The 15,944-nt window shown below is 70.8% G+C and carries 12 protein-coding genes and 1 riboswitch; of the genes, 4 read left to right on the top strand and 8 right to left on the bottom strand.

The genetic code is table 11. From position 1 onward, the window contains the following. Nucleotides 1–199 precede the first annotated feature (199 nt). The 4 genes from WHN02_RS05270 to WHN02_RS05255 all read right to left on the bottom strand — a co-directional run bounded on the left by WHN02_RS05270 (nucleotide 200) and on the right by WHN02_RS05255 (nucleotide 5,516). Nucleotides 200–1,198 carry an NlpC/P60 family protein gene (locus WHN02_RS05270; RefSeq protein WP_434742310.1) on the bottom strand — a complete coding sequence of 333 codons (999 nt, stop codon included), beginning with the start codon at nucleotides 1,196–1,198 and terminating at the stop codon, nucleotides 200–202. 63 nt (nucleotides 1,199–1,261) lie between these two features. Beyond that, nucleotides 1,262–1,402: riboswitch (cyclic di-AMP (ydaO/yuaA leader) on the bottom strand. Between the two features lie 193 nt (nucleotides 1,403–1,595). After that, on the bottom strand, nucleotides 1,596–2,609 hold the full coding sequence (locus WHN02_RS05265) for an NlpC/P60 family protein (RefSeq protein ID WP_434742309.1): 1,014 nt from the start codon (nucleotides 2,607–2,609) through the stop codon (nucleotides 1,596–1,598). Nucleotides 2,610–2,826: 217 nt separating this feature from the next. Then, entirely contained in the window at nucleotides 2,827–4,998 is a 2,172-nt protein-coding gene (locus WHN02_RS05260; protein ID WP_434742308.1) for a (Fe-S)-binding protein, read from the bottom strand. 251 nt (nucleotides 4,999–5,249) lie between these two features. Then, the gene (locus WHN02_RS05255; protein WP_434742307.1) at nucleotides 5,250–5,516 is read right to left on the bottom strand and encodes a cell division protein CrgA; all 267 of its coding nucleotides are present in this window, start codon (nucleotides 5,514–5,516) and stop codon (nucleotides 5,250–5,252) included. Between the two features lie 229 nt (nucleotides 5,517–5,745). On the opposite strand from WHN02_RS05255, the gene WHN02_RS05250 reads away from it, so the two are divergent. The 4 genes from WHN02_RS05250 to WHN02_RS05235 are packed head-to-tail and all read left to right on the top strand — an operon-like array spanning nucleotide 5,746 to nucleotide 9,554. Then, nucleotides 5,746–6,552 (top strand): DUF881 domain-containing protein, encoded by an 807-nt coding sequence (locus tag WHN02_RS05250; protein ID WP_350900140.1) that lies wholly within the window; start codon nucleotides 5,746–5,748, stop codon nucleotides 6,550–6,552. Then, nucleotides 6,549–8,603, top strand: coding sequence for a class E sortase (locus WHN02_RS05245; protein WP_434742306.1), 2,055 nt, complete (start codon nucleotides 6,549–6,551; stop codon nucleotides 8,601–8,603). The genes WHN02_RS05250 and WHN02_RS05245 overlap by 4 nt, the downstream gene beginning before the upstream one ends. Nucleotides 8,604–8,607: 4 nt before the next feature. Next, on the top strand, nucleotides 8,608–8,898 hold the full coding sequence (locus WHN02_RS05240) for a hypothetical protein (protein WP_350900414.1): 291 nt from the start codon (nucleotides 8,608–8,610) through the stop codon (nucleotides 8,896–8,898). Nucleotides 8,899–8,903: 5 nt separating this feature from the next. Further along, entirely contained in the window at nucleotides 8,904–9,554 is a 651-nt protein-coding gene (locus WHN02_RS05235; RefSeq protein ID WP_434742305.1) for an aminodeoxychorismate/anthranilate synthase component II, read from the top strand. A gap of 34 nt (nucleotides 9,555–9,588) precedes the next feature. Here the strand turns inward: WHN02_RS05235 and pknB are convergent, their stop codons facing one another. Genes pknB through WHN02_RS05215 form a run of 4 tightly spaced genes read right to left on the bottom strand, consistent with a single transcriptional unit; the run spans nucleotide 9,589 to nucleotide 15,923 of the window. Then, nucleotides 9,589–11,448, bottom strand: a complete 1,860-nt coding sequence (gene pknB, locus WHN02_RS05230; RefSeq protein WP_434742304.1) for a Stk1 family PASTA domain-containing Ser/Thr kinase — start codon at nucleotides 11,446–11,448, stop codon at nucleotides 9,589–9,591. Further along, nucleotides 11,445–12,932, bottom strand: coding sequence for a protein kinase domain-containing protein (locus WHN02_RS05225; protein ID WP_434742303.1), 1,488 nt, complete (start codon nucleotides 12,930–12,932; stop codon nucleotides 11,445–11,447). The genes pknB and WHN02_RS05225 overlap by 4 nt, the downstream gene beginning before the upstream one ends. A 1-nt stretch (nucleotide 12,933) precedes the next feature. Beyond that, nucleotides 12,934–14,439 carry a peptidoglycan D,D-transpeptidase FtsI family protein gene (locus tag WHN02_RS05220; RefSeq protein ID WP_434742302.1) on the bottom strand — a complete coding sequence of 502 codons (1,506 nt, stop codon included), beginning with the start codon at nucleotides 14,437–14,439 and terminating at the stop codon, nucleotides 12,934–12,936. Next, nucleotides 14,436–15,923 (bottom strand): FtsW/RodA/SpoVE family cell cycle protein, encoded by a 1,488-nt coding sequence (locus WHN02_RS05215; RefSeq protein WP_434742301.1) that lies wholly within the window; start codon nucleotides 15,921–15,923, stop codon nucleotides 14,436–14,438. Before WHN02_RS05215 ends, WHN02_RS05220 begins: the two co-directional genes overlap by 4 nt. Between the last annotated feature and the right edge of the window lie 21 nt (nucleotides 15,924–15,944).

The following is a 15,944-nucleotide window of genomic DNA, read 5'->3' as shown; positions in this document are numbered from 1 at the left end:
ACCGAAGGCCACGGCGCCCCGCCGGGGGACGTGAGCGGGCACGGGACGGACCGCCGGGGGAGGACCCGGCGCCGCCCCCGCGGGACCAGCGGGGGCGGCGCGCAGGGCACCACCGCGACAGCGGTACCCGGGCCTGCCGTCGGCAGGGACACCACGTCGGTCTCACGGGCCGACGTGCACTCGCCGACAGCCGGAACGGTCAGCCCTTGCCGGGGCGACCGAAGCTGTGGATCGGGGCGTCACCGAGGCGCTTCATCCGCACCGGCACCCCGGACCGGGCGGCGTGCACCACCCAGCCGTCACCGACGTACATCCCCACGTGGTGCACGTCGCGGTAGTAGAAGACGAGGTCGCCGGGGCGCAGGTCGGCGCGGCCGACCGGGGAGGTCACCTTCCGCTGCCGGGCGGCGTTGTGCGGCAGCGCCACACCGCCCTTCGCCCAGGCCGCGAGCATCAATCCCGAGCAGTCGTACGCCTTCGGCCCCTCGGCGCCCCAGACGTACGGCTTGCCGATCTGGGCGCAGGCGAACCGGACCACGTCACCTGCCGTACCCCCGGGGTAGGTGACGGGGCAGGGCGCCGGGCGGAGCGGCCCACCGGCACCGCTGTCGTACGCCCGCAGCCGCAGCTTCTGCAACCTGGCGATCTCGGCGTCGATCTGTCGACGGCTCGCGGCGAGCCCCCTCTCCGCCCGGGTGAGTTGAACGATCATCCGGTCGAGTCGGGTCTTCCCGGCCGCCAGTTCGTCACGCAGGTCCCGGACGGCCCGGACGTCCTCCTGCCGGCGGTGGGCGAACCGGTCCATCAGCTCGATCCGGCCGACCAGTTCACCGGGGGTACGCCCGGAGAGCATCAGGTTGAGCGCCGAGAAGCCCTCACCCTTGTACGCCCGCACGGCCAGGTCGCTGACCTGCTTCATCGCCGCGTCGACCTGGCGTTGCAGCGGGTCGATCCTGGCCGCCAGGGCGGCGGCCTCCCGACGCTTGTCGGCGAGGTCCTGCCGGACGGCGTTGTGCCGTTCGATGAGCGGTTCGAGTCGGTGCCAGTCCCTGTCGATCTGCCGTTCGAGATCTGTCACCGACGGTTCGGCGTACGCCGGGCCGGGGACCCCGAGGACGGCGGCCCCGACCAGGACCGCAGCGGTCGCGGCCAGTGCTGTGGTGCAACGGAACGAGCGTGGGCGCGGCCCAGCCGGCACCGGGTCGACCTGCGCCGACCTGGTGGACGGTGGCCGCGGGGCATGAAGTGCCACCGGGCTCGGTACTCCTTCGACGGAACCGCCTACCGGGTCAGCTGACGGGTTCGGGCGGAAGGGGACGCCCTACCGCAGCGGACTGCGGATTGACCCCGACGTACCTGGGTTCCCGGATCACCCCTGCGGGCGACTCGGCGGTGTCGTTCGTGACCGCCCGGGTTGGACGGTTCTGCTGCCGACCGACGGTTCACCAGCGTAGAGAGACGACCGCCTATCCGCAACGGAGCGATACGTGACACTCCGTCTCACGTTCGTTCACTCTCGGGCGCGGCGCGGCCCACACACGAAGGCCCTCCGTCGTCTGGTGGTCGACGACGGAGGGCCTCGGGTACGCCGAGGGTCAGCCAGGTCGTCGGAACCCGGCGACCGGCATCGTGTTGATGCTGGAGACGTTGACCGGGACACCGGCTCTCGCCGCGTGCACCATCTTGTCGTTGCCCAGATAGATGCCGACGTGACTGAGGTCGCTGCGGAAGAAGACCAGATCGCCGGGGCGGGCCTCGTTACGCGGGATCGCCCGTCCCTCGTTCCACTGTGCCCCGGTGAAGTGGGTGAGGCTGATGCCTGCGGCCCGGTACGCGTACTGGGTCAGTCCGGAGCAGTCGAAGGAGTTCGGCCCGGTGGACCCGAACACGTACGGCTTGCCGATCTGCGCACAGGCGACCCGGATGGCGGTACGCGCCGCCGCGTTCACCACCCCGTTGATGGTCGGGCAGTTGGCGGTCTGCACTGTGGTCTTCGGCATCGACGCCCGGAGGGTCTTGATCTCACCCTCGATCTTCTTGCGCCGGTTCGCCAGATCCTTCTCCTGCTTGACCTGGGTGGTGACGAGCGTGTCCAGCTTCTCCTTCTGGGTGTTGAACCTGGCCTGGACGGCCAGGACGTCCTCGATCTGCCGACGCTGCTCGGTGGCCACCCGGTCCAGCAGGGTGAGCTGTTCGCCGAGCTGCCCGGGGCGGCTGTTCACCAGCACCGCGCCCAGCTCGTACGAGGGGCCGATGATGTAGTACCGGGAGGCGAGTTCACCGATCCGGTTCAGCGCCAACTCGCTTTCGAGCTGCAACGGCTCGATCTTCTTGGCGAGGTCGTCGGACTTCTTGCGGTTGACCCTCAGCTCGGACCGCACCTTGTTGTACTGCTCGATGGTGGGTTCCAGCTGGCGCCACTGCTTCTCGATCTGCGCTTCGATCTCCTCGACCGTGGGCTCCGCCTGCGCCGGTACGGCGAGCATCCCGGCGCCGACGATCACGGCAGCACACAGGGCTGTCAGACGCGCCAATGCCCGTCGCGCGCCGCGTACTCGGGCGGGCGTTTTCGGGACACGACGATGAGGGGGCAGGCTCGCCACCGGCACCGACTCCTTTGCCGACCGGCCGCCGGGCGCCTCGCGAGGAGGGGAGGGCGAGACAGACGACCCACAAGCGGCCGGTGCCCAACATTAGGGAAGCAAAGCGATCGGGGCAAGAAGACAATCTTCACCATTACGGTGAAGCAATCGCTTGCACACCAACGGTATCCACTATTCGGCGATCGAGGGGTACCCATCAATGTGGGGGTCGGTCACCCTCCGGTCACTCCGGCCGGACCGAGCGGAGCAGGACGCTGGCCACGTCGACCACCTCGACCTGTTCTCCGGCAGCCTTGCCGTTGACCCCGTCGTTGAGCATCGTCGAGCAGAACGGGCAGCCGACGGCGACCGTCTTCGCCCCGGTGGACATGGCCTCCTCGACCCGGTCCACGTTGATCCGCTTGCCGATCCGCTCCTCCATCCACATTCGCGCGCCCCCGGCACCGCAGCAGAACGAGCGCTCGCTGTTGCGCGGCATCTCGATCAGGTCGGCGTCGCCCGTGCCCCCGCCGATGGCGCTGCCCAGGACCTCACGCGGCGGGGCGAAGACCCGGTTGTGGCGGCCCAGGTAGCACGGGTCGTGGTAGGTGACCCCGCCGTCGACCGGCTGGACCGGGGTGAGCTTGCCATCGGCGACCAGGTGGGCCAGGAGCTGCGTGTGGTGGACCACCTCGAACTCGCCGCCGAGCTGGCCGTACTCGTTGCCCAGGGTGTTGAAGCAGTGCGGGCAGGTCGCAACGATCTTGCGCTTGGCCGGTTCCCGCCCCTCGAAGACCTCGTTGAGCGTCTCGACGTTCTGCTGGGCCAGCATCTGGAAGACGAACTCGTTGCCGATCCGGCGGGCCGGATCGCCGGAGCAGGTCTCCCCCTCGCCCAGGATGGCGAAGGAGACACCGGCCTCGTGCAGCAGCGTGGCGACCGCCCGGGTGGTCTTCTTGGCCCGGTCCTCGAACGCACCGGCGCAGCCGACCCAGAAGAGGTACTCGAAGTCCTCGACCTCACCGACCCGGGGCACCTCGAAGTCCAGACCCTTGGTCCAGTCCTCCCTGGTGTTCGGCGGGGCACCCCAGGGGTTGCCCTTGTTCTCCAGGTTGCGCAGCATCACGCCGGCCTCGGACGGGAAGCTCGACTCGATCAGCACCTGGTAGCGCCGCATGTCGACGATGTGGTCGACGTGCTCGATGTCGACCGGGCACTGCTCGACACAGGCACCACAGGTGGTGCAGGACCAGAGGACGTCCGGGTCGATGATCCCCCCGGACTCGGCGTCGCCGACCAGCGGCTTCTCCGCCTCGGCCAGCGCCAGGACGTCCATGTGGGCCAGCTGCGCGGCGGTGGCCTTCTCCTCGCCGGTGAGGTCCTTGCCACCCCCGGCCAGCAGGTACGGCGCCTTCGCGTACGCGTGGTCGCGCAGGCTCAGGATCAGCAGCTTGGGCGAGAGCGGCTTGCCGGTGTTCCAGGCGGGGCACTGCGACTGGCACCGCCCGCACTCGGTGCAGGTGCTGAAGTCCAGCAGCCCCTTCCAGGTGAACTGCTCCACCTGTGAGACCCCGAACTGGTCGGTCTCCGGGTCGGCCTCCTCGAAGTCGAGGGGCTTGCCCTGGCTCGTCATCGGGCGCAGCGCACCGAGACCGGAGTTCGCCTCGGCCGGCTCCCGCTTGAAGAAGATGTTCGGGAAGGCCAGGAAGCGGTGCCAGGCCACGCCCATCGTGACGTTCAGGGCGATCACGATGACCCAGGTCATCGAGATGGAGATCTTGATGAGGGCGGCGATGCTGACGCCGTTCTCCCAGTCGGGCAGGACCGCGCCGACGGCGTGACTGAGCGGGGTGGCCCAGGTCGGGTACGCGAAGTGGTCGGTGGCGACCTTGAAGCCCCGGATGACGAAGCCCATCACCAGGACCGCGAGGACCACCGCCTCGACGAAGTAGCCCTGCCACATGGTGGACCCGGTGAACCGGGACTTCCCGCCAGTGCGGGTCGGCCGGTTGCGTACCCGGATGCCGATCAGGACCAGGATGCTGATCGTGCCGAGGATGCCGATCGCCTCGGTGAGCAGGCCGTACAGGGCCCAACCGCCGACCAGTGGCAGACCGCCGGTGGGCGAGACGACCTCGAAGTACGCCTCCAGCACCAGCAAAGACAGCACGACGAAGCCGACCATGACGAACCAGTGCGCGGCTCCCACCACGCTCCACCGGAGCATCCGGGTGTGGCCGGCGGTCTCGGCCAGCATGACCTTGGTGCGGGCACCGACGTCGGTGGAGCGTGACGGGTCCGGCTGACCCAGCCGGATGACGGCCACCATCTGCATGACCGCGCGTACCGCAAGCCACACCGCAACGGCGGTGATGGCGGCCGCGAGGATCGTGGTGACGATCTGGACGCTGCCCATCGAGTTGGCCTCCCGGTTGCTGCCTGTCGAGCGGCTCGGCGACCGGAGGTACGGCTCAGCGGGTGACCGGCGTCACGCCGCACCCGCGGATCCGACCTGTCGGTCGATGACCTCGCTCCGCTCGGTCATGCAGTGCAGCCTACGCGCAAGGTTACCCATCGGTAACGTGAGACTCCTCGCACTCGGGGCCACGCCGCCCTGCGGACACCTTAGGCGGCGGGGACCGAAAGCGCTGAGCAGGGGCTACCCGGTCAGCGCCAACGGGAGAGCACGATCAGGGACCCGACCATGGCACCGAACCCGACGGCCAGGTTCCAGTAGCCCCAGGACATCACCGGGTACGCCTGCTCGGAGAGGTAGTAGACGACCAGCCAACCGATGCCGAGGACGATGAGGGAGACCGCCAGGGCGGGCAGCCACACGGGGCTAGGCTTGGTGCGCGCCGACGCGGTCGTGGTCGGACGCACGTCCGTCGGTGGGGTGTACACCTTCTTCTTGCGAACCTGAGACTTGGGCACGACGCTCTCCTGAGGGATGACTACCCGGCCGGCCTGGCAACCGGGCGCGGGGGCGACGGTCCATGGCCAATAATGTTCGACAGCTAGCGTAGTCAACAGAACCCGCCCAAGCCACGAATAGTGCCGGTCCGCCACACGCGGTGACCGAATTATGGAGGACTGTTCGGGTCCGACCACTGATCGACAGGCTCCGGACGGGCCGACCGATCGACCACGGGAAGGAGCGCACGTGGAGTACACCTCCGGCGCGGCCTCCTGGCGCAAGGTGCTCCGGCGGGCGGTCGCCGGGCTGGTGCCACGACGGCCACGCCAGCGACGACCGGGGTGGTCGATCTTCGTACCCATGATCGCTCTGGCGGCGGGGTTGCTCTTCACCACCACCGCCACCACTGCCGGTGGCACCGCCCTGCGCGAGGACCGCCGCCCCGAACTCAAGCAGGTCATCGAGGATCGGCGGGAGCAGGTCGAGACCAGCGAGCGGCGGGCCGCGGAGCTCCGGGCCGACGTCGAGAACACCACCGGCGCCCTGGGCGAGTCGGACGGCCCGATCAAGGAGCAACGGGAGCGCAGCGACGCGAGCCGGCAGAGCGCCGGTTTCACGGCCCTCACCGGGATGGGCGTGACCGTCGAGCTGAACGACGCCCAGCGCCTCGGCGACCAGGCCCTGCCCGACGGGGTGAGCAACGACGAACTGGTCGTCCATCAGCAGGATGTCCAGGCGGTGGTGAACGCGCTCTGGGCCGGCGGTGCCGAGGCCCTGTCAATCATGAATGTCCGCGTGCTCGCTACCAGCGCGGTACGCTGCGTCGGTAACACCCTGCTGCTACACGGCCGGGTGTACTCTCCACCGTTCAAGATCGTAGCAATCGGCGATCCGGCCGCGCTCCAGCAGGCCCTCGCCGGCTCCAAGGGAGTCCGGTTGTTCAAGGAAGCGGTCGACGACTACCAGCTCGGCTACAGCGAGACCGTCTCCCCGGTCACCGTGCCGGCATTCGAGGACTCGACCGCCCTGCGCTCGGCGACGGTGCCCCGGTGAGCCACGACGACTGGCGGGACGAGCGCGACGGCCGCCACGACGACCCGCTCAACGAGGCCACCGCCTTCCTCGCCCCCGTGACCCGGCGTGACCCCGCGCAGGACCCCCGTCGCGCGCCCCGCAGCCCGTGGCCGGACCCGACACCGACGGCCCGACCGGTCCACCCGGAGCGACGCACCCGCCCCACCCTCGGACCCGACCCGCAGGCACGGCCCGCCGCCGAGGCCGACCAGCGCGGCCGGCCCACCGCCCCCGACCGGCGCACCCGTCCCGCTGCCGACACGGACCGCCCGGCCCACCGGCCCACCGGACCAGATCCGCACGCCCGGCCCCCTGCCGAAACGGACCAGCGCGGCCGACCCACCGGACCAGAGCCGCACGCCCGTCGCTCTGCCGACGCCGACCTCCGCGCCCGTCCCACCGGACCAGACCTGCGGGGACGGCCCGCCGGCGGCCACGACCAGGCTGCCCGCCCCGACGACCGTGACCGAACGGTCCGCCCGTCGAGCCCCGACCGGGCGATGCGTCAGTCGAGCCCGGACCGGCCGATCCGGCCCGCGAGCCCCGACCAGCAGCCGCCGTCCGGCGGACCCGGCCCGCGAACGTCGGCAGGCCGAGCAGGCGGCGGCATCCCGGCCGTCCCGACGAACGCGGCACCCCCGGCCTGGCCCGGCCGACCGACCGAGTCGACGGCCGACCGGCGCTCCACCGCAGCGGCCTGGTCGGGTGGGATCGGCGGAGACGACCAGGGCCGGGACGAGCCACCCCGAACTGCCCGTCGCCCCGAACCGACCGACGCCGCCGCCGCACGGCGCAACGACCAGTCCCGGCGGGAACAGCCCGGGTACGGCGACGACTCCGCGCCTCGGCTCGGCAGCCCCGGCAACAGCGGACCGACCCGGACGGGCACCCCGGACAGGCCCGGCCACGCCCAGGACACCCCGAGAAGGGCCGAGGGCGGCGCGGAGAGCCCCACCGCCTTCATCGACCGGGTGGACCCCTCGGCGACGGCGATCCTTCCGACGGTCACCGCCCGGAGCCGACGCGACACCGACCGCACCGCAGCACAGCCCGCCGGTGGTGGTGCTCGACACTCCGACCCGCGTCCTGCCCAGCCGGGCCACGGGGGGAACCTTCCGCCGCACCTGTCCGGCCGGTCGCCGGAGCGCCCCCCGGCCATGGACTCGACCGCCCTGATGGGCGCGGTGCCCCAGGTCGACCCGGTCGCCCCCACCGGGGTTGACCCCACCACCGGCGAGGAACACCGCCCGCGTCGTGGGGAGCGGGTCGTCCAGCTCCGACCGGAGCAGACCGGCGAGGGTTACAAGAGCGTCTACTCCGAACTCACCCGCCCCACCTTCTGGTCCCGGGTGCGTACCGGGATCCGGTTCTCCGGGGAAATCCTGATCACTTTCGGCCTGGTGGTGATGCTCTTCGCCGGGTATGAGATCTGGGGCAAGTCGGCGAAGGTCAACGCCCACCAGGACGACCTCTCCGCGCAGCTGGCGCAGGAGTGGGCACCGACCGACGACCCCACCGTCGTCCCCTCGGCCCGGCCGTCCGCCTCCGCCGCGCCGGAGACCCCTGCACCGCCGGTGCAGGGCAAGCCCATCGCCGGGCTCTACATCCCGAAGCTCGACAAGAGCTGGATCGTGGTGGAGGGCGTCAGCCAGCAGGACATCAGGTACGCCCCCGGGCACTACCCGGACACCGCGCTCCCCGGTGAGGTGGGCAACTTCTCCGTCGCCGGACACCGCAACCGGGCCACCTTCTGGCGGCTCGACGAACTACACGACGGCGACGCGATCGTGACCGAGTCGAAGACCGAGTGGCACGTCTACCGGGTCACCCGCAACCACATCGTCAAGCCCTCCCAGGTCGAGGTGGTGGCGGCGGTCCCAGGTCGCCCCAAGGCCAAGCCGACCAAGGCGATGCTGACCCTGACCACCTGCAACCCGAAGTTCGACAACTACGAACGGCTCATCGTGCACGCCGAGCTCGACCGTAAGGTGCCGAAGTCCGAGGGTCGTCCGCCGGAACTGGGAGGCTGACGACGTGTACGCGTGGATCTGGCGCAAGCTCCCCTTCGGGGTGCCCGGGAAGCTGGTCGGCAGCCTCCTGTTGGCCACCGCCACCGTCTACCTGCTGTGGGCGGTGGTCTTCCCCTGGGCCGAGCCGTTGCTGCCCTTCGACGACGTCCAGGTGGAGCAGCCGGCCGGCGAGAACGGTGGCCCGGGCGGCGGGGACCCGGACCTCCCCGGCCAGGACGCCCCCTCCGACGACGACCACGACCTGCCGTACGACACTGATCAGAACAACACTCCGCCCTCCGACCGGGAACGGTGACGACGATGCGTGTCCTGGTGATCGACAACTACGACTCGTTCGTCTTCAACCTGGTGCAGTACCTGGGTCAGCTCGGAGTCGACTGCGAGGTACGCCGCAACGACGAGATCGACGTCGCCGAGGTCGGACGGCTCGGTGCCGACGGGGTGCTGCTCTCCCCCGGCCCGGGAAGCCCGGACCGGGCCGGAATCTGCCTGGACGTCATCCACCGGTACGGCGGTGAGCTGCCGATCTTCGGGGTCTGCCTCGGCCACCAGGCGATCGGGGAGGCGTTCGGTGCCACCGTGGACCGGGCCCCCGAACTGCTGCACGGCAAGACCTCCGAGGTCCGGCACAGCGACGTCGGGGTCCTCGCCGGGCTCCCGGACCCGTTCACCGCCACCCGGTACCACTCACTGACCGTCCGACCGGAGACCCTCCCGGACGAGCTGGAGGTCACCGGCTGGACCGGTTCCGGGGTGGTGATGGCGATGCGCCACCGTACGTTGCCGATCGAGGGGGTGCAGTTCCACCCCGAGTCGGTGCTGACCGAAGGCGGTCACCTGATGCTGGCGAACTGGCTGGCCGGTTGCGGCCACCCCGAGGCGCTCGACCGGGCTCCGGAGCTGGCCGCCGAGGTCGACGCCCGGCGTCTGGCCGCCTTCGCCGCCGCCTGACAGCGACGGGTCGCCGGCCTCGGCCGGGTGCCGGTCAGTCGACGGAGCGCCAGGTCGCGGTCTGCCGGAACAGCAGGCCGCCGCCCTCGCCACCACCGTCACCGTTGCCGTTGCCGTTGCCGTTGCCGGGCGGCGTCGGGGTGCCCGTCGGATCATCCGGGCTGGGGCTCTCGCCGGTGGGCTCCGGGTCGGGCTCCTCCGGCACGCTGACCTCGATGGTGACCCGCTCACCCACCTTGGCGTTGCGGCCCGCCGCCGGGTTCTGCCCACTGACCCGACCGGCCTGGTCCGGTGGGACCGCCTCACCGTCGACGACCCTGGCCACCAAACCGAGCTGCTCCACCTGCCGGACGGCCTCGCTGCGACTCAGCCCGTCCAGGTTCGGCACCTTCCGGATGTTGCCCCTGGAGACGTTGACGACGACCTTGGTGCCCTCGGCGACCTTGGTGCCCTCCTCCGGGTCGACCTTGACGACGGTCCCCTCCGGCTGGGCGTTGTCCACGTCCCGGCGTTCGACCACCAGCTTGCGGTCCTCGATCTGCTGCTCGGCGTTGTCGAACGGGGAGCCGACCACCTTCGGGACGTCGACCTCCTGCGGGCCCCCGCAGATCTGGATGGTGACGGTCTGCTGGGGCTCCAGCTGGGTGCCCGCCGCCGGTTCCTGCTCGACGACCTGGTTCTTCTCGCAGCTGCTGTTGAAGATCTGATCGCCGACCACCGGGTTGAACCCGGCGGCGCGTAACTCCTCGACCGCCTGGTTCTCCGTCTTCCCGGTCAGCACCGGTACGGCCACCCGGCTGTCCACCGGATCGTTGCTGTCGGGAAGCAGCGCCACGACGAGCGCGATCACCGCCAGGACCCCGACGGCGGCGAAGAGGGCGATCAGCCAGGACGAGGTCCGTCGACGTCGGGCGTCGCCGACCCGGGCCGCAGGAGCCGTCCGGGTCGCCGCCGCACCGGCGGCGGACGGGTAGCCGACCGCCGCGGTCTGGGCGACGACGTGCGTCGCCTCTTCCTCCTCCCGCATGACCGGGGTGGCCAGCACCGGCCGACCGGCCGCCGCACGGAGGAGGTCGGCACGCATCTCGCCGGCGCTCTGGTAGCGGTTGAGCGGGTTCTTCGACAGCGCCTTCAGCACGATCGCGTCGATCGCCGGGGTGACGTCCGGGTTGATGTCGCTCGGCGTCGGCGGCGCCTCCCGTACGTGCTGGTAGGCGACGCTGACCGGGCTGTCCCCGACGAACGGCGGATGTCCGCAGACCAGCTCGAAGAGCACACAGCCGGCCGCGTACACGTCGGAACGGGCGTCCACGGCCTCACCGCGCGCCTGCTCCGGGGAGAGGTACTGGGCGGTCCCGATGACGGCGCTGGTCTGCGTCATCGTGGTGGCCCCGCTGGCCAGTGCCCGGGCGATGCCGAAGTCCATCACCTTGACCTGACCGGTCAGGGTGAGCATCACGTTGCCCGGCTTGATGTCCCGGTGGATGATGCCGTGGCGGTGGCTGAACTCCAACGCCGCGCACATGTCGGCACAGATCTCCAGCGCCCGGCGCGGCTGGAGCCGCCCCTCGGCGCCCAGGACCTCCTTGAGGGTGCGCCCGTTGACGAACTCCATCACGATGAACGGGAGGGTCTCGCCGGTCGGGCCGGTCTCCTCGCCGGTGTCGTAGACGGCCACGATCGCCGGGTGGTTCAGGGAGGCGGCGTTCTGTGCCTCCCGCCGGAACCGCATCTGGAAGGTCGCGTCCCGAGCGAGGTCGGCGCGGAGCATCTTGATCGCGACGTCCCGACCGAGCCGCAGGTCACGACCGTGGTGGACCTCAGCCATGCCGCCGTAGCCGAGCAGGTCGCCGACCTGGTAGCGGCCACCGAGCAGGCGGGCCTGCGCTGTCATCGGGTCTCTCGTCCTTCGCTCGTCGTCGTCTCGCCGTCATTCGGCAGTAGCCGTTGCATCCGACGGTACGACGTCTGGACCAGATCGTCGCGTTCCCCGACGGCGTGCTCGCCGGAGATCACCGTGGGTGTACGCGGCCCGGCGGCGAACAGGTCGCTGTTACGCCAGTAGGAAACCACGCCGGAGCAGAGCAGGACCAGCGCGGCCAGGAGGATGACGAAGAGCACCGCCGTCGAGCTGGACCGACGGGGCTCGGCGGGTGGGACCGGTGGGCGGGCGTACCCGAAGGACCGGTCGGGGGGCGGCATCCCCGGCTGCATCTGCGGGGCGTGCTGCATATGGTGGTGCCCCATCCCGGTGGGCGCCACCGGCGGCCGAGCCGGTGGGGGCGCGACCTGCGGTCGGGGCGGGGGCGACACCTGCGGCCGGTGCGGGGGACCGGCCATCGGCGGTCGTCCGGGCTGGGCGGGCGGCCGGGCCACCATCGGTGGACGGGGCTGGGGCGAGATCGGCTGGGAGGCGACCGGCCTGGGCTGGTTCACCGGGGGGCGGGGTGGCTGGCGGGACGCATTGGGCACCTGGGCCCGCCCCGGGGGCGGGGGTGCCGGGGAGGACGGCACGCCGGAGATCGGCCCGACCGGCCCGCCGCCCCGGTTCTGCTGCTGCGACATCGCCTGCTTCGCCTGGCGGGCCACCCCGGCCAGGGCGGCGGCACTGGGCCACCGGGCCGCCGGGTCCTTCGCCATGGCCCGTTCGACGATCGCCCGGATCGGGGGCGGGATGTCACCGGGCAACGGCCGGGGGTTGTCCCGGACGTGCTTCATGGCGATCTCCAGGGGGTTGTCCCCCTCGAACGGCCGTCGACCGGCCAGACACTGGTACGCGACCACACCGAGCGCGTACACGTCGGAGGCGGCGGTGGCGACAGCACCGGTGGCCTGCTCCGGGGAGATGTAGGAGGCGGTCCCGAGCACCGAACCGGCGGCGGTGAGCTGACCCACCAACTCCGAGCGGGCGATGCCGAAATCGGTCAGGACCAGGGTGCCGTTGGGCCGGACCAGCAGGTTGCCGGGCTTGACGTCCCGGTGCACGATCCCCTTCTGGTGCGCGGCGTGCAGCGCGTCGGCGGCCTGTGCCACCAGGGCCATCGTCCGGGCCGGGGTGAGTCGACCGACGCGGTTCAGGGTGGAGGAGAGCGCGTCACCCTCCACGTACTCCATGATCAGGAATGCGATCTGCTGGTCGCTGCCGAAGTCGTAGACGTCCACCACACCGGGGTGGTTGATGGTCGCCATGGTCCGTGCCTCACCGCGGAACCGCTCGGCGAAGCCGGGCTCGTCCAACAGCGCCGGCAACAGGCTCTTCACCGCGACGGTACGGCCGAGCACCTGGTCGGTCCCGCGCCACACGTCGCCCATGCCGCCGCTGGCGATCCGCTCGTCGAGGAGATAGCGGTTGCCGAGCTGAACACCGGGGCTCAGCATGTCAACGTCCCCCGGAGTCGGAGACCGCCGCCCGCATGATCCGTCCGGCGATCCGGGCCGCCTCGGCGCTGCCGCCGCTGCCGGCCTCCTCCAGCACCACGCAGACCGCGGAGACCGGGGTCCCCTTGGAGTCGAGGGCGAACCCGATGAACCAGCCGTGGTCCGCGTTCTGCGGGCCGGACTGGGCGGTTCCGGTCTTGCCTCCGACGGTGTAGCCGTCGAACGCGGCGTTGCGACCGGTCCCCTCCCGGACCACGTTCACCATCATGTCCCGCAGGTCCCCGGCGACCTTCGAGCTGACCGGCTGGCGCAGCTCCCGGGGGCGGGCGGTGTAGTAGTCGGTGGTCCGGTCCGGGGCGAGCAACTGCTGGACCAGGTACGGGCGCATCTGGGCGCCCCCGTTGGCCACCGCTGCGGAGATCAGCGCCCCCTGCAACGGGGTCATCCGGACGTCCCGCTGCCCGATCGCGGACTGGCCGAGGGCCGCCTCGTCGGTGCCCCCGTCGGGGTTCTGGATGTCGCCGGTCCGGCTGGGGGCCACCCGGTGGCCGCCCTCGCCGAGGTGACCGACGGTGAGGTCCTCCTGGTCGAACCCGAACTGCCGGGCCTTCTCCTTGAGGGCCTCCGCGCCGATCCGGACGCCGAGCTGGGCGAACCCGGTGTTGCAGGAGTCGGTGACAGCCTTCATCAGCGTCACCTCGGACTGGGGGCAGATCGACGGGACGGCGTTGGTGATCGTGTTACCGCCGGTGGACGCCCGCCAGCTCGACCCGGCCGGGATCCGGGTCTGCGGGGTGACCCCGTCCTCCAGCGCGGCGGCGGCGACCACCATCTTGAAGGTGGAGCCCGGGGGCAACACCTCCGCCAGCGCCCGGTTCTTCAGCGGGCCCGCCGGGTCCTGCTCGTACTTGTTGTAGGCCGCGCTGGCTTCCCTGGTGTCGTGGCTGGCCAGCGGGTTCGGGTCGAAGCTGGGCATGGAGACCAGCGCCTGCACCGCGCCGGTACGGGGGTCCAGCGCCACCGCCGCACCCCGCTTCACGCCGTTGTTGTTGTTGCGCAGCCCGTCGTAGGCGGCCTTCTGCGCGTTCTTGGAGATGCTGAGCAGGACGTTGCCGCCGCCGCTCTCGTCCCCGGTGAACATGTCCTTGACCCGGTCGGCGATGAGCTGGTCGCTGGTGCCGGCGAGGAAGTCGTTCTCCAGCCGCTCGATCCCGGTGTCGCCCAGGTTGACCGGCTTGTACCCGATGACATGGGAGTACTGTGCCCCACCAGGGTAGGTGCGCAGGTACTTCAGGTTGCCGTCGGTGGCCTGGCTGGTGGCCAGGGCCGTACCGCCGGCCTCGATGTTGCCACGCTTGCGGTCGTACTCGGCGACCTGGACCCGACCGTTGTAGTCGCTGGTCCGGTACTCGTCGGCCTTGTACGCCTGGACCCAGTTGAGGTTGGCGAAGAGCAGGCCGAACAGGACCATGGCCACCACACCGACACGGCGCAGGGGTGCGTTCACGGGCGGATCACCTCCGTTTGGGCACCGTGCAGCTGCTCCGGAGGGCCACCACCCGGCCGGGAGGTCGTTCCACGACCGGTGACGACCGGGCGGCGCGCCGCATCGGAGATCCGCAGCAGCACCGCGACGAGCAGCCAGTTCGCCATCAGCGACGAGCCACCGGCGGACAGAAACGGCGTGGTCTGACCGGTGAGCGGGATGAGTCCGCTGATCCCACCGACGATCACGAAGACCTGGAGGCCGAGGGTGAAGGAGAGCCCACCGGCGAGCAGCTTGCCGAAGGAGTCCCGGACGGCCAGGGCGGCGCGCAGTCCACGCTGCACGATCAGCAGGTAGACGACGAGCAGCGCGGAGAGCCCGAACAGCCCGATCTCCTCGCCGATCCCGGCGAAGATGAAGTCGTTCTGCACCTCGGGGAGGATCCCCGGCTCACCACCGCCCGGCCCGGCCCCGAACAACCCGCCGGTGCCGAGTGCCAGCAACCCCTGGACGAGTTGGTAGCCCTTGTCCGTGGGGTCGGCGAAGGGGTCGAGCCAGATCTCGGCCCGGACGTAGAAGTTGGCGAACGGCCCGCCGACCGTACTGCCGAGGAAGTACGCCAGGTACGCCCCGACGGAGAAGAGCAGCAGACCGATGATCAGCCAGCTGACCCGTTCGGTGGCGATGTACAGGGTCACCACGAACATGCCGAAGTACAGCAGCGAGGTGCCCAGGTCCTTCTGGAAGATGAGCACCATGAGGCTGACCGCCCAGACCACGAGGACCGGACCGAGGTCGCGGCCCCGGGGGAAGTCGACGCCCAGGAACCGGTGGCTGGCCAGGGAGAGCACTTCGCGCTTTCGCACCAGGTAGTAGGCGAAGAACGCGAGCAGGGCCAGTTTGGCGAACTCACCCGGCTGGATGGAGAAGCTCCCGACCCGGATCCACAGCTTCGCGCCGTTGATCTCGGAGAACCGCGCCGGCAGCACCGCCGGGATCATCACCAGCACGATGCCGGCCAACCCCAGGGTGTACGCGTACCGCGAGACGGAGCGGTGGTCGCGCATCAGCACCAGCAGCCCGGCGGCGAGCAGGACCGAGATGAGCGTCCAGAGCAGCTGCCGCCCACCGATCCCGGCGAAGGTGGCCAGGTCGGCCCGGTCCGCCGGGGCGGCGTCGTCCAGGTCGAGGCGGCGCAGGAAGCCCACGCCGAGCCCGTTGAGCAGGGCCACCGCCGGCAGCAGCGCCGGATCCGCGAACGGGGCGAGGAACCGGATGACGACGTGTACGCCGACGAAGACGGCGGTCAGCGCGGCGGCCGGCACCCAGAAGTCCGAGGTGACCGTGTCCAGCACGTTCGCCTCGATCATCGCCTGGTACGCGGCCGTCAGCACCATGGCCAGCAGCAGCAACCAGAGCTCGGAGTTGCGTCGTGACCGGGCCAGGCGTACGCCGGATTCCTCGCCCGTGCTGGGCGAGGTCACCGGGTTGGCCGCTGCGGTCACGCGTCGTTCCTCGGGATCGAG

Source organism: Micromonospora sp. SH-82, from assembly GCF_051132485.1.
Lineage (GTDB): Bacteria > Actinomycetota > Actinomycetes > Mycobacteriales > Micromonosporaceae > Micromonospora.
This window is presented reverse-complemented; position numbering and strand designations above follow the sequence as displayed.

Bases quoted from the DNA above. Each gene is read 5' to 3' on its own strand.
- WHN02_RS05260 (WP_434742308.1), bottom strand. From the start codon at position 4,998: ATGGGCAGCGTCCAGATCGTCACCACGATCCTCGCGGCCGCCATCACC.
- WHN02_RS05235 (WP_434742305.1), top strand. From the start codon at position 8,904: ATGCGTGTCCTGGTGATCGACAACTACGACTCGTTCGTCTTCAACCTG.
- pknB (WP_434742304.1), bottom strand. From the start codon at position 11,448: ATGACAGCGCAGGCCCGCCTGCTCGGTGGCCGCTACCAGGTCGGCGAC.
- WHN02_RS05225 (WP_434742303.1), bottom strand. From the start codon at position 12,932: ATGCTGAGCCCCGGTGTTCAGCTCGGCAACCGCTATCTCCTCGACGAG.